Annotated in this window: 17 protein-coding genes and 1 tRNA gene; 12 read left to right on the forward strand and 6 right to left on the reverse strand. The window is 64.6% G+C overall.

The features are described 5' to 3' along the window. Nucleotides 1-39: 39 nt before the first annotated feature. From ABIC94_RS15950 to ABIC94_RS15960, 3 genes are all read left to right on the forward strand, one after another. Entirely contained in the window at nucleotides 40-1,893 is a 1,854-nt protein-coding gene (locus ABIC94_RS15950) for a M48 family metallopeptidase (RefSeq protein ID WP_354373981.1), read from the forward strand. A gap of 28 nt (nucleotides 1,894-1,921) precedes the next feature. Next, on the forward strand, nucleotides 1,922-3,193 hold the full coding sequence (locus tag ABIC94_RS15955; protein WP_354373982.1) for an RsmB/NOP family class I SAM-dependent RNA methyltransferase: 1,272 nt from the start codon (nucleotides 1,922-1,924) through the stop codon (nucleotides 3,191-3,193). A 133-nt stretch (nucleotides 3,194-3,326) separates the two neighbouring features. Continuing rightward, nucleotides 3,327-4,541 carry a DesA family fatty acid desaturase gene (locus ABIC94_RS15960; protein ID WP_354373983.1) on the forward strand — a complete coding sequence of 405 codons (1,215 nt, stop codon included), beginning with the start codon at nucleotides 3,327-3,329 and terminating at the stop codon, nucleotides 4,539-4,541. 212 nt (nucleotides 4,542-4,753) lie between these two features. Here ABIC94_RS15960 and rpmG read toward each other — a convergent pair whose 3' ends face one another. The 3 genes from rpmG to trxB form a co-directional block, all read right to left on the reverse strand. Then, a complete protein-coding gene (gene rpmG, locus ABIC94_RS15965) occupies nucleotides 4,754-4,927 on the reverse strand; it encodes a 50S ribosomal protein L33 (protein WP_007830291.1) in 174 nt (57 codons plus the stop codon). 11 nt (nucleotides 4,928-4,938) lie between these two features. Continuing rightward, nucleotides 4,939-5,172: a 50S ribosomal protein L28 gene (rpmB, locus tag ABIC94_RS15970; RefSeq protein ID WP_007830293.1), complete on the reverse strand. Its 234-nt coding sequence runs from the start codon at nucleotides 5,170-5,172 to the stop codon at nucleotides 4,939-4,941. 182 nt (nucleotides 5,173-5,354) lie between these two features. After that, complete coding sequence (gene trxB / locus ABIC94_RS15975; protein ID WP_354373984.1) at nucleotides 5,355-6,314, reverse strand: thioredoxin-disulfide reductase; 960 nt, start codon at nucleotides 6,312-6,314, stop codon at nucleotides 5,355-5,357. A gap of 181 nt (nucleotides 6,315-6,495) precedes the next feature. Between trxB and ABIC94_RS15980 the strand changes: the two genes are divergently transcribed. The 8 genes from ABIC94_RS15980 to ABIC94_RS16015 all read left to right on the forward strand — a co-directional run bounded on the left by ABIC94_RS15980 (nucleotide 6,496) and on the right by ABIC94_RS16015 (nucleotide 15,743). Beyond that, on the forward strand, nucleotides 6,496-7,170 hold the full coding sequence (locus tag ABIC94_RS15980; RefSeq protein ID WP_354373985.1) for a Crp/Fnr family transcriptional regulator: 675 nt from the start codon (nucleotides 6,496-6,498) through the stop codon (nucleotides 7,168-7,170). Between the two features lie 91 nt (nucleotides 7,171-7,261). Beyond that, nucleotides 7,262-9,670 (forward strand): DNA translocase FtsK, encoded by a 2,409-nt coding sequence (locus ABIC94_RS15985; protein ID WP_354373986.1) that lies wholly within the window; start codon nucleotides 7,262-7,264, stop codon nucleotides 9,668-9,670. Between the two features lie 158 nt (nucleotides 9,671-9,828). Next, nucleotides 9,829-10,455: an outer membrane lipoprotein chaperone LolA gene (gene lolA, locus ABIC94_RS15990; RefSeq protein ID WP_354374214.1), complete on the forward strand. Its 627-nt coding sequence runs from the start codon at nucleotides 9,829-9,831 to the stop codon at nucleotides 10,453-10,455. A gap of 19 nt (nucleotides 10,456-10,474) precedes the next feature. After that, the gene (locus ABIC94_RS15995; protein ID WP_354373987.1) at nucleotides 10,475-11,767 is read left to right on the forward strand and encodes a replication-associated recombination protein A; all 1,293 of its coding nucleotides are present in this window, start codon (nucleotides 10,475-10,477) and stop codon (nucleotides 11,765-11,767) included. Nucleotides 11,768-12,007: 240 nt separating this feature from the next. Further along, on the forward strand, nucleotides 12,008-12,937 hold the full coding sequence (locus ABIC94_RS16000; protein WP_307576007.1) for a branched-chain amino acid ABC transporter permease: 930 nt from the start codon (nucleotides 12,008-12,010) through the stop codon (nucleotides 12,935-12,937). Nucleotides 12,938-12,948: 11 nt separating this feature from the next. Then, the gene (locus ABIC94_RS16005) at nucleotides 12,949-14,148 is read left to right on the forward strand and encodes an ABC transporter permease subunit (protein WP_354373988.1); all 1,200 of its coding nucleotides are present in this window, start codon (nucleotides 12,949-12,951) and stop codon (nucleotides 14,146-14,148) included. Between the two features lie 19 nt (nucleotides 14,149-14,167). Then, the gene (locus tag ABIC94_RS16010) at nucleotides 14,168-14,941 is read left to right on the forward strand and encodes an ABC transporter ATP-binding protein (protein WP_124957304.1); all 774 of its coding nucleotides are present in this window, start codon (nucleotides 14,168-14,170) and stop codon (nucleotides 14,939-14,941) included. A gap of 16 nt (nucleotides 14,942-14,957) precedes the next feature. Continuing rightward, the gene (locus ABIC94_RS16015) at nucleotides 14,958-15,743 is read left to right on the forward strand and encodes an ABC transporter ATP-binding protein (protein WP_354374215.1); all 786 of its coding nucleotides are present in this window, start codon (nucleotides 14,958-14,960) and stop codon (nucleotides 15,741-15,743) included. 53 nt (nucleotides 15,744-15,796) lie between these two features. Here the strand turns inward: ABIC94_RS16015 and ABIC94_RS16020 are convergent, their stop codons facing one another. Beyond that, the gene (locus ABIC94_RS16020; RefSeq protein WP_354373989.1) at nucleotides 15,797-16,771 is read right to left on the reverse strand and encodes a Bug family tripartite tricarboxylate transporter substrate binding protein; all 975 of its coding nucleotides are present in this window, start codon (nucleotides 16,769-16,771) and stop codon (nucleotides 15,797-15,799) included. A 28-nt stretch (nucleotides 16,772-16,799) separates the two neighbouring features. Then, nucleotides 16,800-17,864 (reverse strand): CDP-6-deoxy-delta-3,4-glucoseen reductase, encoded by a 1,065-nt coding sequence (locus tag ABIC94_RS16025; protein ID WP_354373990.1) that lies wholly within the window; start codon nucleotides 17,862-17,864, stop codon nucleotides 16,800-16,802. 63 nt (nucleotides 17,865-17,927) lie between these two features. Between ABIC94_RS16025 and ABIC94_RS16030 the strand changes: the two genes are divergently transcribed. Continuing rightward, nucleotides 17,928-18,860 (forward strand): SDR family oxidoreductase, encoded by a 933-nt coding sequence (locus ABIC94_RS16030; protein ID WP_354373991.1) that lies wholly within the window; start codon nucleotides 17,928-17,930, stop codon nucleotides 18,858-18,860. Between the two features lie 16 nt (nucleotides 18,861-18,876). Here the strand turns inward: ABIC94_RS16030 and ABIC94_RS16035 are convergent. Continuing rightward, nucleotides 18,877-18,961, reverse strand: a tRNA-Leu gene (locus ABIC94_RS16035). Nucleotides 18,962-18,967: the final 6 nt, after the last annotated feature.

Raw genomic sequence — 18,967 nt, forward strand, 5'->3', positions numbered from 1 at the left:
GCTTCTTTCAAGCTGTAGGTTCGGTTGGAGGAAAGTCGGATGGATCGCGCTGATTTTGTTCACCTTGTCCGCCTGAGCGAGCATGCCAGCGCAGACGACAGTGCGCGCTACCGGCGCAGCGTTGCTGCTTTTGCCGCGCTCGGCTATCTGTGGGTGCTGGCCTGCCTCGCGCTTTCCGTCGGCATCATCGCCTGGGTCGCGCTGGCGGCCGGACGCGGCCGTTTCAGCTTCACGCGCGGATGGCTGCTGCTGTTTGCCTTCGGCCTGCTTTGGGCCACGCTGCGCGCGCTGTGGGTGCGGTTCGACGAACCCGAGGGGCGGGAGCTTTCGCGCGCGGATGCCCCGGCGCTTTTCGAAGCGCTCGACCGCATCCGCCAGAAGATCAAGGGGCCACCGGTCCATCGCGTCTATCTCGACGACGAATTCAACGCCAGCATCCGGCAGGTGCCCCGTTTCGGGCTGTTTGGCGGAGCGGTCAATTCCCTCAGCATCGGCCTGCCGTTGCTGATGATGCTGGACCGGCGTCGGCTGCTGTCGGTGCTTGCCCACGAGTACGGGCATTTGCGCGGAAATCACGGCAAGCTCAGTGCCTGGATCTACCGTACGCGGCTTTCGTGGCTCAAGCTGGACGCCAGCCTGCAGCGCGACGAAGGCGTGATGGCGCTGGTGTCCCAGGGCTTCTTCCGTTGGTACTTTCCGCGCTTCGCGGCCCGGACTTTCGCGCTCGCCCGACAAGACGAGTACGAGGCCGACCGTATCTCCGGCCGGCTCCTGGGCACGCCCGTCGCCGCGGCCGCGTTGACGGAAATTGCCATCAAGGCGAGTTGGTATGCCGATGAATTCTGGGCTTCGCATTGGGCGCGCGCCGAACGGGAGCCCCAGCCGCCGGGCCCTTTCAAGGCGCTGAGGGAGCTTGCCGCAACGCCGCCCAGAGACGAATTCGCGCGCCAGGCCTTGCGCGAGGCCATGCGGCGCGTCAGCGATCTCGAAGACACCCACCCGGTCTTGCGCGACCGGCTCGAGGCGCTCGGCCAGAAGGCCGTGGTGCCGCCCTGGTCGACCGAGTCGGCGCTGGGCATGCTGGCCGACAGCGCAAAGTGGATCGAGCATTTCGACAACCAATGGCGTCGCGACCATGCCAGCGACTGGAAGCAGCACCATGCGCACCGGTCCCGCATCCGCGAGCGCGTCGAGCTTCTCGCGGCGCGGGGCGAGCACAACACGCCCGACGAGCTGGTCGAGTGGGCAGATTCCGAGCGACGGCTCGATCCGGCGGCTCCCGTGCGCGTTCGCTACGAACGCGCACTCCAGGTTGCGCCCGAGCACCCCGGTGCCCTGCGGGGGGTGGCCCAGATGCTGCCCGTGCGCGATCGCGCGGCGCGCCTTGCCCTGCTCGAACGTCTGTACGGGGCCAGCGCCGCCAGCCGGTGGTGGGCCGCAAAAAGCGCTGTGGCCGCGCTTGAAAATCCCGATGCCGGAGCGCACGACGAGGAGGCGCTCAAGCTGTGGCGCGGCCGGCTCAAGGAGGCGGAAGAAGCCGAAGCGCGGGCTTGGGAAGAGATCACCGAAACGCCTTTCTTCAGCCAGATTGCCCGGCATGACCTGAGCGACTATGAACTGGGCGAACTGCGGGCCGATCTGGCGCGGTGCCTTCCCGTTTCGCAGGCCTGGCTGGTGCGCAAGACGCTGCGCGAATTTCCGTGGCGCCGGGCCTATATCGTGTTCGTCGACCTGCCCGGCATGGACGACGGCGACCGTTGGCAGCTCTGCCGCCAGCTCGAGCACACCCTGAGCCTGCCGGGCGCGGCGATGGTTTTGTGGGCCGGGCATTCGCCCACGCTGGCCGAGATTGAACGCCAGGCTTTCGGGCCGATCTGGACGCGCGGGGCATAAGGGGGCGCCCGGCTGAGACAATCGGGGCATGCACCCCAAAGCCCTGTTGGAGGCCACCGCCGATCTGGTCGGCCTTGTCCTGAAATTCGATCACCCGGCCGACCAGGTCGTTTCGCGCTTTTTTCGCGACCACCGCGAGTTCGGTCCCCGCGAGCGCGCCACGCTTGCCGAGACCGTCTACACCGTCTTGCGCAAGAAACTCCTGTTCGACCATCTCTCGCCCTCGGGCAGCGGCTCGAAGGAGCGCCGCATGGCGATCCTGGGCTTTCATGGCCCGCGCGACTTTCTGAAGAGCGCGCTCAACGACACCGAAAAGCGTTGGCTCGACAACTGCGATGCCGTCAAGCCGGACGACCTGCTCGAACGTCATCGGCACAACCTGCCCGAATGGCTTGTCACGCCGCTCAAGGCCCAGTTGGGCGATGGTTTCTGGCCGCTGGTCGAGAGCCTGCAGCAGCCCGCGCCGCTCGATCTTCGGGTCAATGCCCTGACCGACAAACGGGCAGAAGTGAAGGCGGAGCTTGCCAAGGCTGCTATCAAATCTGAAGCGACACCGTTCTCGCCATGGGGCTTGCGCATCGACGGCAAGCCCGCGCTGACCAAGCTGGACGCTTTCGCCCGCGGCGCCGTCGAGGTGCAGGACGAGGGCTCCCAATTGCTGGCGCTGCTGCTGGACGCCAAGCGAGGCGAAATGGTGGTCGATTTCTGCGCCGGCGCGGGCGGCAAGACACTCGCAATTGGCGCCACGATGCGCAATACCGGCCGGCTCTATGCCTTCGACACTTCGGCGCACCGGCTCGATGCGCTCAAGCCGCGGCTGGCGCGCAGCAAGCTTTCGAACGTTCATCCGGCGGCCATTGCGCACGAGCGCGACGACCGCATCAAGCGCCTGGCCGGCAAGATCGACCGGGTGCTCGTCGACGCTCCTTGCTCGGGACTGGGAACGCTGCGGCGCAATCCGGACCTGAAATGGCGCCAGTCGCCCAAATCGGTCGAGGAACTGACGGTCAAGCAGGCCGCCATCCTGCAGAGTGCGGCACGGCTGTTGAAATCGGGCGGGCGTCTGATTTATGCCACTTGCAGCGTGCTGCCTGAAGAGAATGAGGCCATCGCGGAGGCCTTCAGCGCCGCCAACCCCGATTTCGTGCCCCAGGACGCCGCGGAACTGCTTCAGGGCCTCAAGGTGGAAGGTTTCGAGGCCCTTTGCGCTGGCGGAGCCGATGGCCGGCGCTACCTGCGGCTATGGCCCCATCGCCACGCCACCGACGGTTTCTTTGCGGCGGTGTGGAACCGCAAATAGGCGCGGCACTCCAAAGTAGGGTAAATCTGCGCTTTTATGGAAGGGCAAAAGGCCTCATTTTGGCGTTGCCGCCTTAAAATCGCGGGTTAACTGAAAGGCTGCACCTTCGTGTGGTCATGGAGCACTTAATTCAATGTTGATTCCTGACTCTGCCGTTTTGAGCGCGGCCATCGAGTGGCTCGGACACGGCTTGTGGGACCTGACATGGTGGCAAGTCGTGTTGTACACGCTCGTCACCACGCACATCACGATCGCCGCGGTCACGATCTTCCTGCACCGTACGCAGACGCATCGGGCCATGGATCTGGGGCCAATCCCCTCGCATTTCTTCCGTTTCTGGCTCTGGCTGGGCACCGGCATGGTCACCAAGGAATGGGTTGCCATTCACCGCAAGCACCACGCCAAGTGCGAAACCGAAGAAGACCCGCACAGCCCGCAGGTCAAGGGCATCGACGAAGTGCTCTGGCGCGGCGCCGAACTGTATCGCGCCGAGTCGAAGAACAAGGAAACGATGGAGCGCTACGGTCACGGCACGCCCGATGACTGGATCGAGCGCAACCTGTACACGCGCTACAGCTGGCAAGGCGTCGGCCTGATGCTGGTCATCAACCTGGCGCTGTTCGGTGCATTGGGCATGGCCGTCTGGGCCGTGCAGATGCTCTGGATCCCGATCACGGCCGCCGGCATCATCAACGGCATTGGCCACTACTGGGGCTACCGCAACTTCGAGGCGCCCGACGCCAGCCGCAATGTCTCGCCCTGGGGCCTGATCATTGGCGGTGAAGAGCTGCACAACAACCACCATACGTACCCCACGTCGGCCAAGTTCTCGGTCAAGAAGTACGAGTTCGACATCGGCTGGGTCTACATCCAGATGATGCAGGCCATCGGCTGGGCCAAGGTCAAGAAGGTGCCGCCGAAGATGCAGATGGGCGACATCCAGCCTGTGGCCAACGAAAAGACGCTCGAGGCTGTCATTGCCAACCGCTATGAAGTCATGGCCGGCTATGCGCGCGAAATGCGCCGTGTCACCAAGGCGGAGCTGGTTGCGCTCAAGACCAAGGGCGGCGACATCTCGGTGCTCAAGGCCGCCAAGAACTGGCTGCATCGCGACGACGACAAGGTGCCGGCATCGGCCCGCACGCACCTGGTGCAGGCGCGTGCTGCCCACCCGGTGATCGACAAGATGGTCACGATGCGCGAAGAATTGCGCCAGCTCTGGCTCAACACGTCGCAATCGCGCGAGCAATTGGCTGCCGATCTGGCCGCCTGGTGCCATCGCGCGGAAGCCAGCGGCATTGCCGGCCTGCGTGAATTCTCGACCCGTTTGCGCGCAGCGCGGGCCTGATCGCCAGCGAGCCGCCGAGCGAGTTACCGCTCCAAAAAAGCCGGCTTCCGAGCCGGCTTTTTTACGTCCGGCTTTTTCCTGTGCCGCGGGGCGAAGCGGGAAGGAGAAAGAAATCAGAGCGTATGAGCGAGAAGAGAGAGAAGGCGCAGGCAACAAAAAACCCCGCTGGGCAAGCCCGGCGGGGTTTTTGTTTTGGCGAAACCAGCGCTGAATTACTTCAGCTTGATTTCCTTGTATTCGACGTGCTTGCGTGCCTTGGGGTCGAACTTCATGATCGACATCTTTTCAGGCATCGTCTTCTTGTTCTTGCTGGTCGTGTAGAAGTGGCCGGTACCCGCGGTAGATTCCAGCTTGATCTTTTCGCGTCCGCCTTTGCTCGTTGCCATGATTCAGCTCCTTAAGCTTGGCCGCGTGCACGCAGGTCTGCGAGCACGGCGTCGATGCCGTTCTTGTCGATCAGGCGCAGCGCGGCGCTCGAAACACGCAGGCGAACCCAGCGGTTTTCAGTCTCGACCCAGAAACGGCGGTATTGCAGGTTCGGCAAGAACCGGCGCTTGGTTTTGTTGTTGGCGTGGGAAACGTTGTTTCCGACCATCGGGCCTTTGCCCGTTACGTCGCATACGCGTGCCATGTGGACACTCTTTCTTGAACAGCTGGCACCGGCGCAATCGTGGAGATTGCAGGGTGTTTTGCAGCTTGACCTCGCCAGAAACGGGTGGCGGTACCCCGGCTTTGCCTGGATGCTCGGAACCTCGTGAGAGGGCCCTATTTCGGCAAAGCCTCGGATTATAGCCCTTTTGGGCGCCGCCTGGCCTAGAGGGTGCCGTCCTGCTCGAGGAAGCGCTGGGCGTCCAGCGCTGCCATGCAGCCGGTGCCGGCGCTCGTGATGGCCTGGCGGTACACGTTGTCCTGCACATCGCCCGCGGCGAAGACGCCCGGAATGCTGGTCATCGTGGCGAAGCCCTGCAGGCCCGAGCGGGTCAGGATGTAGTTGTCCTTCATCTCCAGCTGGCCCTGGAAGATGTCGGTGTTGGGGTGATGCCCGATGGCGATGAAGCAGCCCTTGAGATCGATCTGCTCGGTGTCGCCGGTCTGGGTGTTCTTGATCCGGATGCCCGTCACGCCGGTCTCGTCGCCCAGCACCTGGTCGAGTTCGCTGTGCAGCTTCAGCACGATCTTGCCTTCGGCGACCTTCTCCTTGACCTTGTCGATCAGGATGGGCTCGGCCCGGAACTTGTCCCGGCGATGCACCAGCGTGACCTTGTTCGCGATGTTGGCGAGGTACAGCGCTTCCTCGACGGCCGTATTGCCGCCGCCGATCACGCACACTTCCTGCTCGCGGTAGAAGAAGCCGTCGCAGGTTGCGCAGGCGGAGACGCCGCGGCCCATGAACTTCTGTTCCGAATCGAGCCCGAGGTACTTGGCCGAAGCGCCTGTGGCAATGATCAGCGAATCGCAGGTGTAGGTGCCGCTGTCGCCCGTCAATGTAAACGGACGCTTGCTTAGATCGACTTTGTTAATGTGGTCGAAAACAATTTGTGTCTTGAACCGCTCGGCGTGCTCGAGAAAACGCTGCATCAGGTCCGGTCCTTGCACGCCGTGCACGTCCGCAGGCCAATTGTCAACTTCTGTGGTTGTCATCAATTGCCCGCCTTGGGCAATGCCTGTAATCAGCAAAGGCTGGAGGTTTGCGCGTGCTGCATAAACAGCAGCGGTATAGCCGGCCGGGCCGGAGCCCAGAATCAAAACCTTGGCGTGTTGGGGAGCGGACATGAGTAGAAAACCTAGGATTTGCGCTGCTTCAGCGTGTACATTTTCAGGGTGGTAGCGATATATGTGGAGTATCACCGCTCGGTTCAACACCGGGTGCACGGTGTTTTCAATGCGCGCGATTGTAGTAATCCATCGAGTTGCCGATGGGCGGGCTCACACGCGCTGTATCAGGGATTGATAAATGTCGATGCTGTCCAATCTTGAATTGCTGCGGCGCGTTCCGCTGTTTGCTTCGCTGACATCCTCGCAGTCGGCGAGCATTGCGGATACGATCATAAAAAAGCGCCTCAAGCGAGCGGAAATCATTGTGGAGCAGGGCAAGAAGTCCGATGCGCTCTACATCATCCTGACCGGGCGCGCCCGCGTCACCAGCGCTGACAGCCGCGGCCGCGAAGTGATTCTTGCCACGCTGCACCCCGGCGACTACATCGGCGAAATGAGCCTGATCGACGACGAGCCTCATTCGGCCACGGTGCGCACAGAAATCCAGTGCGACGTGCTCATGCTGGGCCGGGATGCGTTTGCGCGCTGCCTGCCCGAAAACTCCTCGATGGCCTACAACATCATGCGCGGCCTGGTGCAGCGCCTGCGCCATGCCGACCGCAAGATCGAGTCGCTCGCGCTCATGGATGTGTACGGCCGCGTGGCACGCTCGCTGCTCGAATTCGCCATCGACGACGGCGCAGGCAATCTCAAGGTGCGCGACAAGATCTCCCGCCAGGATCTTGCGAAAATGGTTGGCGCCTCGCGTGAAATGGTGAGCCGCGTGATGAAGGATCTCGAGGAGCGCGGATTTGTCCAGACGCAGGACGATGGCTCCATGCTCGTCAAGGAACGGCTCTTGTCCCTGACCTGAGCCGTCGCCGGCGTTTCTGGCGGCCACGGCCTTTTGTTGTAGTGTTCAGGCCTCCAGCCGCTGCTTTTCGCGGCTGGGTGCTGTGTTTTTCATGACCTATTCGCTCAATACGCTTCAATCTTCTTCAGCCGCCGAGGGGCAACCCGTGCGCATGCGCGCCATGCGCTTTGCCCACGAAATCACGCTGATCGCCGGCTTTGCGGCGTTGCTGTTCTGGCTGCTGGCGATGCTGAGCTTCACGCCTTCGGACGCGGCCTGGTCGACCTCCGGCACCGGAGGAGAAATCAAGAATTGGGCAGGCCGTATCGGCGCCTGGCTGGCCGACGGCAGCTATTTCCTGGCCGGCTACTCGGTTTGGTGGTGCCTGGCCGCGGGGCTTCGGGCGTGGCTCTCCTCCCTGGCCAACTGGCTGCGCGGCGGCGAGCCCGCGCCCGCCGAGCAGCCGGTGCGCGGCCGTTTCAACCGCAGCCGCTTGGCGTTCTGGTTCGGCCTCGTCTTGCTGCTCTGCGCGAGCACCATGCTCGAGTGGTCGCGCCTGTACCGGCTCGAATCGCATCTGCCCGGTTCGGGCGGTGGCGCCCTGGGCTATCTGGTCGGCCCGGCAAGCGTGCGCTGGCTGGGCTTTACCGGGTCGGCGCTGGTGGCCATTGCCGCCGGCGTGATCGGCTCGGCGCTGGTGTTCCGTTTCTCGTGGAGCCTGATTGCCGAGCGCATCGGCGCGCGGGCTTATTCGCTGTTCGAGTCGCGCCGCGAAAAGCGCGAGCTGGCAGCCGACATCGCCATGGGCAAGCAAGCCGCCCGCGAACGCGCGGAAGCCGAAGAGCCCGTGTTCTCGCGTGGCACGGATGGCTTCAGCGAAGCGATGGGCGACGATGGCGACGAAGAACTGCGCATCGAGCCGCGTCCCAAGCGCCGTGCGCCGTCGCCGCCGGTACAAATCGAACCCGCGATGACCGAGGTACCCAAGAGCGACCGTGTCGTCAAGGAGCGCCAGAAGCCGCTCTTCAAGGAACTGCCCGACAGCAAGCTGCCGCAGGTCGACCTGCTCGACGCCGCGCAGGCGCGGCAGGAAACGGTTTCGCCCGACACGCTCGAGATGACCTCGCGCATGATCGAGAAAAAGCTCAAGGACTTCGGCGTCGAGGTGCGCGTGGTGCTGGCCTCCCCGGGCCCGGTGATCACGCGCTACGAAATCGAGCCCGCCACGGGGGTCAAGGGGTCGCAGATCGTCGGCCTGGCCAAAGACCTTGCGCGCTCGCTCTCACTGGTGTCGATCCGCGTGGTCGAAACCATTCCGGGCAAGAACTACATGGCGCTCGAGTTGCCGAACGCCAAGCGGCAGTCGATCAAGCTCAGCGAAATTCTGGGCTCGCAGGTCTACAACGAAGGCAAGTCGTTCCTGACGATGGGCCTCGGCAAGGACATCATCGGCAATCCCGTGGTGGCCGACCTCGCGAAGATGCCGCACGTGCTGGTGGCCGGGACCACCGGTTCGGGCAAGTCGGTCGGTATCAACGCGATGATTCTTTCGCTGCTCTACAAGGCCGAGGCACGCGACGTTCGCCTGCTCATGATCGACCCGAAGATGCTCGAAATGTCGGTCTACGAAGGCATTCCTCACCTTCTCGCCCCCGTGGTCACCGACATGCGCCAGGCTGCGCACGGCCTGAACTGGTGCGTGGCCGAGATGGAGCGCCGCTACAAGCTCATGAGCAAGCTGGGCGTGCGCAACCTGGCCGGCTACAACACCAAGATCGACGAAGCCAAGGCGCGCGAGGAGTTCATCTACAACCCCTTCAGCCTCACGCCCGACGATCCGGAGCCGCTCAAGCGCGAGCCGCACATCGTGGTGATCATCGACGAGCTGGCCGACCTGATGATGGTGGTCGGCAAGAAGATCGAAGAGCTCATCGCCCGCCTCGCGCAAAAGGCCCGCGCCGCCGGCATCCACCTGATTCTGGCCACGCAGCGCCCCAGCGTCGACGTGATCACCGGCCTCATCAAGGCCAATATCCCCACGCGCATCGCGTTCTCGGTGGGCTCCAAGATCGACAGCCGCACCATCCTCGACCAGATGGGCGCCGAGGCGCTGCTGGGCATGGGCGACATGCTCTACATGGCCAGCGGCAGCGGCCTGCCGATCCGCGTGCACGGCGCCTTCGTGAGCGACGAAGAAGTGCACCGAGTGGTGGCCTACCTCAAGAGCCAGGGCGAGCCCGACTACATCGAGGGCGTGCTCGAAGGCGGCACGGTCGATGGCGACGGTGACGGCGACCTGCTCGGCGGTGGCGGCGACGCCGAGAAAGACCCGATGTACGACCAGGCGGTCGAGGTGGTGCTCAAGAACCGCAAGGCCAGCATTTCGCTGGTGCAGCGCCACCTGAAGATCGGCTACAACCGCGCGGCGCGGCTGGTCGAAGACATGGAAAAGGCGGGCCTCGTCAGCGCCATGAGCGGCAGCGGGCAGCGCGAAATCCTGGTGCCCGCGCGCGCCGAATAGCCGGCGAATACCGGCGGGCCGAGGCGTTACGCGCTGACAGCCACGTTGCAAAAGCTGCAATAACGTTGCAAAACTTCATCAAGCCCCGCACATGCCGCAACGCGTGGCGGGGTATGGTCGCTTCAACGCCATCGCTTCCCGAGGAATCCAAATTGAAAATGCGTCATTGGCTGTTGATCGGCCTTCTCTCATCCGCCAACGCCTGGGCCGGCGGCCTTGAAAGTCTCGAAGCCTTCGTGAAGACGGTCAAGTCGGGCCGTGCCGAATTCACCCAGACCGTCACCGCGCCGCCGCGCGAGGGGCAGCCGGGTCGCACCAAGACCTCGACCGGCACCTTCGAATTCCAGCGGCCCGGTAAATTCAAGTTCGACTACCAGAAACCATTCGCCCAGGTCATCGTGGCCGACGGCAAGACGCTCTGGTTGTACGACGCCGACCTGAACCAGGTCACGCAGCGCGCGCAGTCGCAGGCGCTGGGCTCCACCCCGGCTGCGCTGATTGCCGCGGCGCCGGACCTGCGCGCGCTGCAGGCCGATTTCACGCTCGAGGCCGCGCCCGAGCGTGACGGCCTCCAGTGGGTCAAGGCCACGCCCAAGAACAAGGACGGCCAGCTGCAGAATGTGCAGGTGGGTTTCCAGGGCGACGCCTTGGCGGCACTCGAAATTCTCGACAGCTTCGGCCAGCGCTCGGTGCTCAAGTTCAGCAAGGTCGAAGTGAATGCGGCGCTGGGTGCCAACGTGTTCGAGTTCAAGGCGCCCGCCGGGGCCGACGTCATCAAGCAATAGCAGATCAAGACAGGCAGGTTTGGCCACCAGTTCGCATCAACCCCTTGCCGAGCGCCTGCGTCCGAAGACGCTGGGCGAGGTGATTGGCCAGCAGCATCTGCTGGGGCCGGGCATGCCGCTGCGCATTGCCTTCGAATCGGGCCAGCCGCATTCCTGCATCCTCTGGGGGCCCCCCGGAACGGGCAAGACGACCATTGCGCGCCTGATGGCCGATGCCTTCGATGCGCAGTTCCTCAGCATCAGCGCCGTGCTCGGCGGCGTGAAGGACATCCGCGAGGCAGTCGATCGCGCTACCGCCGTGCGTGACGGCCTGGAGCAGCGGCGCACCATCGTCTTCGTCGACGAGGTGCACCGGTTCAACAAGAGCCAGCAGGACGCGTTCCTGCCGCACGTGGAATCGGGGCTTTTCACCTTCATTGGCGCAACCACCGAAAACCCGTCGTTCGAGGTCAACTCGGCCTTGCTTTCGCGGGCGGCGGTGTATGTGCTGCAACCGCTCACCGAGGCCGATCTCAAGCAGATCGTGGCCAAGGCGCAGGCCATCCAGGCCGTTCCCGCCGTCGAAGACGCAGCCATCGACCGGCTCGTCGCCTATGCCGACGGCGATGCGCGGCGCCTGCTCAATACGCTCGAAACGCTGGCCGTGGCGGCCAAGGCCGAAAAGCTCGACAACATCACCGACGAATGGCTGTTGCGCGTGCTCGGCGAGCGCATGCGGCGCTACGACAAGGGCGGCGAGCAGTTCTACGACACCATCAGCGCGCTGCACAAGTCGGTGCGCGGCAGCGATCCCGACGCCTCGCTCTACTGGTTCGTGCGCATGCTCGATGGCGGCGCCGACCCGCGCTACATGGCGCGCCGGCTGGTGCGCATGGCCAGTGAGGACATCGGGCTGGCCGATCCGCGCGCGCTGCGGCTGGCGCTCGATGCCGCCGAAGTCTACGAACGGCTCGGCACGCCCGAGGGCGAGCTTGCGCTGGCCGAGTGCGTGATCTATCTCGCCATGGCCCCCAAGTCGAACGCCGTTTACACCGCCTACAACGCCGTGCGCGCCCTCATCAAGAAAGACAGCACGCGCCCTGTGCCGATGCACCTGCGCAACGCGCCCACCAAGCTCATGAAGGAGCTCGACTACGGCAAGGGCTACCGCTACGCGCACGACGAGGAGGGCGGCTTTGCCGCCGGCGAGCGCTACCTGCCGGACGGTCTCGAAGGCCAGGTTTTCTACCAGCCCGTGGAACGCGGACTCGAAATCCGCATAGCAGAAAAACTGCGCGAACTCCGCCGCCTCAACAGCCAGCGCGAAGAGTAGTGCGGCCTATGCACGCTTGCGTGCGTGCGATGCATGGCTTCACTTACATATAGCATGACTTGAGCGGGTAAACCCCGGTGAGCCCGCACCAAATCGGCGCTGGTGCGTGCTTACAATCCCGCCCACAAATCAGCCAGCGACACATGTTGGCTGGTTTTTTGCTTATCAAGCCAAGGTGCCAAACCGGTGCCAAGGTGGGTGAATGGCACCCTGCAACGGTGCAATAAATAGGAACGCGTTATGGAAATATTGCTGCAGCAGATCATCAACGGTCTGGTCCTGGGCAGCATGTATGCCTTGATAGCCTTGGGCTACACCATGGTGTACGGCATCATCAATCTGATCAACTTTGCGCACGGCGAGGTGCTGATGGTGGGGGCGCTTACGAGCTGGACCATCATCGGCCTCATGAAGGAATCGATGCCCGGCACGCCCGGCTGGTTGATTCTCATCATCGCGTTGATCATCGCCTGCGTGGTGGCCGCCACGCTCAACTTCGTGATCGAGAAGGTCGCCTACCGGCCCCTTCGCAACAGCCCCAAGCTCGCGCCGCTCATCACGGCCATCGGCATGTCGATCTTGCTGCAGACGCTGGCCATGATCATCTGGAAGCCCACCAACAAGGCGTACCCCAACCTGCTGTCGACCACGCCCATCGAAGTGGGCGGCGCGGTGATCTCGCCCACGCAGGTCATGATCCTGAGCGTTACGGCGTTCTCGCTCGTGGTGCTGATGTGGCTGGTCAACTACACCAAGCTCGGCCGCGCCATGCGCGCCACCGCCGAGAACCCGCGGGTTGCGGCGCTCATGGGCATCCGGCCCGACATGGTCATTTCGGCCACGTTCATCATCGGCGCCGTGCTCGCGGCCATCGCGGGCGTCATGTACGCCTCGAACTACGGCATTGCGCAGCACGCCATGGGCTTCCTGCCCGGCCTCAAGGCCTTCACCGCGGCGGTGTTCGGCGGCATCGGCAACCTGGCCGGCGCAGTGGTCGGCGGCATTCTGCTCGGGTTGATCGAAGCCATCGGCTCCGGCTACATCGGTTCGATCACGGGCGGCGTACTCGGCAGCAACTACAGCGACATCTTCGCTTTCATCGTGTTGATCGTCATGCTCACGCTGCGGCCCTCGGGCCTGCTCGGCGAGCGCGTGGCGGATCGGGCCTGAGGAGCAGCACCATGAAGAACAGCAAGAACCTCGCTCTCTACGTTCTCGGCGTCGTCGCCGTGCTCGCCCTGCCGATCTTCCTGCAGAGCCAGGGCAACGCCTGGGTGCGCATCGCCGACATCGCATTGCTCTATGTGATGCTCTCGCTCGGCCTGAACATCGTGGTCGGCTACGCCGGCCTGCTCGACCTGGGCTATGTCGCCTTCTTTGCCGTGGGGGCCTACCTCTTCGCGCTGATGGGCTCGTCCCACCTGTCCGACACCTTCCCGTGGTTCAAGGCCATGTTCCCGAACGGGCTGCATACCTCGCTGCTCATCGTGATACCGCTGGCACTGGTCGTGGCCGGTGTGCTGGGCGTGATGCTCGGGGCGCCCACGCTCAAGCTGCGCGGCGACTACCTGGCCATCGTGACGCTCGGCTTCGGCGAAATCATCCGGGTGTTCCTGAACAACCTCGACCAGCCGATCAACATCACGAACGGACCGAAGGGCATCACCGCCATCGACTCCGTGAAGTTCTGGGGGCTCGATCTCGGCAAGGCGTGGAAGTTCGACGGCTTCACGATCTCGTCGGTCACGCTCTACTACTACCTGTTCCTCGCGCTGGTGGTTGCCACGGTGATCATTTCGCACCGGCTGCAGATTTCCCGCATCGGCCGCGCCTGGATGGCCATCCGCGAAGACGAAATCGCCGCCAAGGCCATGGGCATCAACACCCGCAACATGAAGCTTCTGGCCTTCGGCATGGGCGCCAGTTTCGGCGGCGTGTCGGGCGCCATGTTCGCGGCCTTCCAGGGCTTCGTGTCGCCCGAGTCGTTCAGCCTGATGGAGTCGGTGATGATCGTCGCCATGGTCGTGCTGGGCGGCATCGGCCATCTGCCGGGCGTGATTCTCGGCGCCGTGCTGCTGGCGGCATTGCCCGAGGTGCTGCGCTACGTGGCGGGCCCGTTGCAGGCCATGACCGACGGCCGCCTCGACGCGTCCATCCTGCGCCAGCTCTTCATCGCGCTGGCCATGATCATCATCATGCTGGTGCGTCCGCGCGGCCTCTGGCCTTCGCCGGAGCATGGCAAGACATTGCAGCGCAAGGGGGCTGCCGCCCCCGGCGCACCGGTGGCACCGGGTTCGCTCCAGACCCATGCACCGGGCATCGAAACGCCCGCCGACGAGTTGCCGGGTGCGGCTTCGCGTCCCATGTCGATCAATCCGTGAGCCGAAGGAAGCAATCAACATGACGACAGACACCATCCTCGACGTTCGCGGAATCTCCAAGCGCTTCGGCGGCCTGCAAGCCCTTTCCGACGTCGGCATCACCATCAAGCGCGGCCAGGTCTACGGCCTCATCGGCCCCAACGGCGCTGGCAAGACCACGTTCTTCAACGTGATTACCGGGCTCTACACGCCCGACAGCGGCAGCTTCGAACTGGCCGGCAAGCCCTACCAGCCGACGGCCGTGCACGAAGTGGCCAAGGCCGGTATTGCGCGCACCTTCCAGAACATTCGCCTGTTCTCCGAAATGACGGCGCTCGAAAACGTGATGGTCGGGCGCCACATCCGCACCCATTCGGGTGTGTTCGGCGCCATGCTGCGCACGCGTTCGTTCAAGGCCGAGGAAAAGGCCATTGCCGACCGTGCGCAGGAGTTGCTCGACTACGTGGGCATCGGCAAGTTTGCCGACTACAAGGCGCGCACGCTCTCGTACGGCGACCAGCGCCGGCTTGAAATTGCGCGCGCACTGGCCACCGACCCGCAGCTCATCGCGCTCGACGAGCCCGCCGCCGGCATGAACTCGACCGAGAAGGTGCTGCTGCGCGAACTGATCGACCGCATCCGCAAGGACGACCGGACCATTCTGATCATCGAACACGACGTCAAGCTCATCATGGGCCTGTGCGACCGTGTCACCGTGCTCGACTACGGCAAGCAGATTGCCGAAGGCACGCCGTACGACGTGCAGAAGAACGAGAAGGTGATCGAGGCCTACCTCGGCACCGGAGGACACTGAAATGGCGACGACGACGATGACGAGCGCAGAAGAAACAACGACAGCAACGGCAACTGCAACCCCGCTCAGGACCGCGGCCAATGCCCCCGGCAAGACGCTGCTCAAGGTCAGCGGACTGAAGGTCGGCTACGGCGGCATCCAGGCCGTGAAGGGCGTGGACTTCGAGGTTCACGAAGGCGAACTGGTGTCGCTCATCGGCTCCAACGGCGCCGGCAAGACCACCACGATGAAGGCGATTACCGGCACGCTGCCGGCGGGCGCCGGCAGCATCGAATTCCTGGGCCGCAACATCAAGGGCCGCGGTGCGTGGGACCTGGTGGGCGAGGGCCTCGTCATGGTGCCTGAAGGCCGCGGCGTGTTCACGCGCATGACGATCACCGAGAACCTGCAGATCGGCGCGTACATCCGCAAGGACAAGGCCGAGATCGCCAGCGACATGGAACGCGTGTTCGTGACCTTCCCGCGCCTGCGCGAGCGCAAGGACCAGCTCGCGGGCACCATGTCGGGCGGTGAACAGCAGATGCTGGCCATGGGCCGCGCGCTCATGGCGCGCCCCAAGGTGCTGCTGCTCGACGAGCCCACCATGGGCCTTTCGCCCATCATGTGCGACAAGATCTTCGAGGTGGTCCAGACCGTGGCCGCGCAAGGCGTGACCATTCTGCTGGTGGAGCAGAACGCCAACCGCGCGCTGCAACTGGCCGACCGCGGCTACGTGATGGAGTCGGGCCTCATCACGATGACGGGCGACGCCAAGGAACTGCTGAACGACCCGCGCGTGCGAGCCGCCTACCTGGGCGAGTAGACCGCCCCGGAGCGCTTCACGCGGCCGCCAGGCGGCGGCCGCTTTTCATCGTTTCAATCGACCCTGGCGCCGGTCGCCTTCACGACGGCTTCGTACTTGGAGAGTTCGCTCTTCATGAAGGCGCCGAACTGCTCCGGCGAGTTGGCCACGGGCTCAGCCAGCAGCGTGGCAAAACGGGTCTTCGTTTCCGGTGCGTTCAGCGCCGCCACGAAGGCCAGGTTGAGCTTCACTACCACGTCGTGCGGCGTGCCGGCCGGTGCGACCAGGCCCCACCAGGTATCGATCGAAAAGCCCTTGAGCGTGTCGGCCACGGACGGCACGTCGGGCATGGCGCTGCTGCGCTGCAAGGTCGTGACGGCAATGGCCTTGAGCTTGCCCGAGCGGATGTTCGGTGCCGCCGTGGCAAGGTTGTCGAAATTGAAGTCGACCTGGCCCGAGAGCAGCGCCAGTTGCGCCGGATTGCCGCCGTTGTACGGAATGTGCAGCGCGAAGATGCCGGCTTGCTTCTTGAACAGTTCGCCCGCGAGGTGCCCGGCGCTGCCGTTGCCGCCGCTGCCGTAGTTGAGCTTGGCCGGATTGGCTTTGGCGTAGCGGATCAGGTCGGCCACGGTGTTGATCTTCAGGCGCTGCGCCGTCTCGGCGTTCATCACCAGCACATTCGGCACGCGCACCATTTGCGTGATGGGCGCGAAGTCGGTTGCCGCGTTGAACGGAATCTTGCTGTAGAGCCACGGATTGACCGCATGCGTGGCCGTTGCCGCGATGCCTATGGTGAGGCCATCGGGCGCCGCCTTGGCCACCGCGTCGGCGCCGATGTTGCCGCCCGCGCCGGGCTTGTTGTCGATGATGACCGTGCCCAGGGAATCCTTCACGCGCTCCGCCAGGATGCGCGCAGTCACGTCGATGGGGCCACCCGCGGCGTACGGCACCACAAGGCGGATGGGGCGTTGCTGCTGGGCCGTGGCCTGGCCGGTGGCGAGCAATGCTCCGCTTGCGAGCAGGGTGAAGAGGAAGTGTCTCGTTTTCATTTTTCTGTGTTGTCTCGGGGGAATCGGATCAGGGAAGCGCCTTGTCGGCCTCGGTGGTGAACGCGTCGGCAAAGAACTCTTCTTCGGGCAGTCCGGCCAGCGCCACGTAGTCGTGCTTGGCGGAGTCGACCACGATCGGTGCGCCGCAGGCATACACCTGATGGCCCGAGAGGTCGGCAAAGTCTTCCAGCACCGCCCGATGGACGAAGCCCGTGCGGCCGGTCCAGTTGTCTTCCGGCGTGGCGTTGGAAACGACCGGCACGTAGCGCAGGTTCGGCATCTCGGCGAGCTGTTCGTGCACCCAGGCGTCCATGTAGAGGTCTTCGGGCCGGCGGCCGCCCCAGTACAGCGTGGCGGGCCGGTCGATGCCCTTGAACTTCATGTGTTCGAGCAAGGCCTTGACGGGCGCGAAGCCCGTGCCGGAGGCCAGCAGGATCATCGGCTTGCTGGAGTCTTCGCGCAGGAAGAAGCTGCCGTACGGGCCTTCGATGCGAAGGATTTCCTTTTCCTTCATCACGCCGAACACGTGATCGGTGAACTTGCCGCCCGGCAAATGCCGCAGGTGCAATTCAATGCCCGTGCCGGGTTCGCTCAGCGTGTGCGGGGCGTTGGCCATCGAATAGCTGCGGCGCGCGCCGTCGCGCAGGATGAATTCCACGTACTGGCCGGCGTGGAACTGCAGCGGCTCCCCGGCCGGCAGCTGCAGGCGCAGCTTCATCACGTCGTGCGACAGGCGCGTGAGCGCCAGCACCCGCACCGGCATCTTGCGGATCGGGAAGGCACCGGCTTCCGTGACCTGGCGCGACTCCAGCACCACGTCGGTCTTGGCATGGGCGCAGCAGGTGAGCACGAACCCCGCCAGTTGCTCCTCGGCGCTCAGGGCCTTGCTCTGGTGCGGACCCAGCTCGACCTCGCCCGAGAGCTTCTTGCACTTGCAAGAGCCGCAGGCGCCGTCCTTGCAACCATAGGGGAGGCCGATGCCTTGCCGGATGCCGGCCGCGAGAATGGTTTCGTCACCATGCACCACGAAATGACGCCCGCTGGGCTCGACGGTGATGGAAAAGCCCGCGTCATGCGGCGCTGCAACAGTCATCGGTATTCTTCGGCTTGTTTCAGCCTGTAGCAGAAAAGAGAAAAAGGGAAAGGAAACCGGATTTTGCCTTCAATCAATAGCCCTTCCGGCGCGCTGCCGGCGCGCTTCCGCCGCGAGCGCTTGCTCATCGTGGGTTGCGGAGACGTCGGCCAGCGCGTGGCGCGCGATCTGCGCGGCCGCATGCAGCTGGTGGCGCTCACTTCGTCGGCCGAGCGGGTGCAGGCGCTGCGGGCCGCCGGTATTCGTCCGCTCGTGGGCAATCTCGACGATCCCGCCACGCTTCGCCGCCTGGCCGGCGTGGCCACCCGCGTGCTGCATCTTGCCCCTCCGGCGCGCGACGGCGGCGCAGCCTGGTGGCGCGACCAGCGCACCACCGCGCTGGCACGCGCGCTGCGGCTGCGTTCCACCCCGCTTGCATTCGTCTACGGCTCCACCAGCGGGGTGTATGGCGACTGCGGCGGTGCGCGCGTGAGCGAAACACGCGCCGTGCGGCCCGACACGCCCCGCGCCCACCGCCGCGTGGACGCCGAGCGCGCCGTGCGCTGGCTCGGCCGCAGCGCGGGCGTGCGCGCGAGCATTCTGCGCATTCCGGGCATCTATGCGCCCGACCGCGAGGGCGGCACGCCGCGCCAGCGCCTGCAGCGCGGCACGCCCGTGCTGCGGCGCGAGGACGACGTGTTCACCAGCCACATTCATGCCGACGATCTTGCGCGTGCCTGCGTGGCGGCGCTGTTCCGCGGCCGGCCGCAGCGGATCGTGCACGCCGCCGACGACACCGAGCTGCGCATGGGCGACTACATCGACCTTGCCGCCGACATGTACGGCATGCCCCGCCCGCCGCGCGTGGCGCGCGACGAAGCCGAGCGCCAGCTGCCGCTGCAACTGCTGAGTTTCATGGGGGAATCGCGCCGGCTCGACAACACGCGGCTCAAGCGCGAACTGCGCGTGCGGCTTGTGCACCCGACGGTGCATACAGGGCTGCGCGAGGCGGCCTGAATGCCAGTCAAAAATGTGGTGCCCGGGGCCGGAATCGAACCGGCACACCTTTCGGTGGGGGATTTTGAGTCCCCTGCGTCTACCAATTTCACCACCCGGGCAGGGTT

It is taken from the genome of Variovorax paradoxus (genome assembly GCF_040544635.1).
GTDB classification, from domain to species: domain Bacteria; phylum Pseudomonadota; class Gammaproteobacteria; order Burkholderiales; family Burkholderiaceae_C; genus Variovorax; species Variovorax paradoxus_R.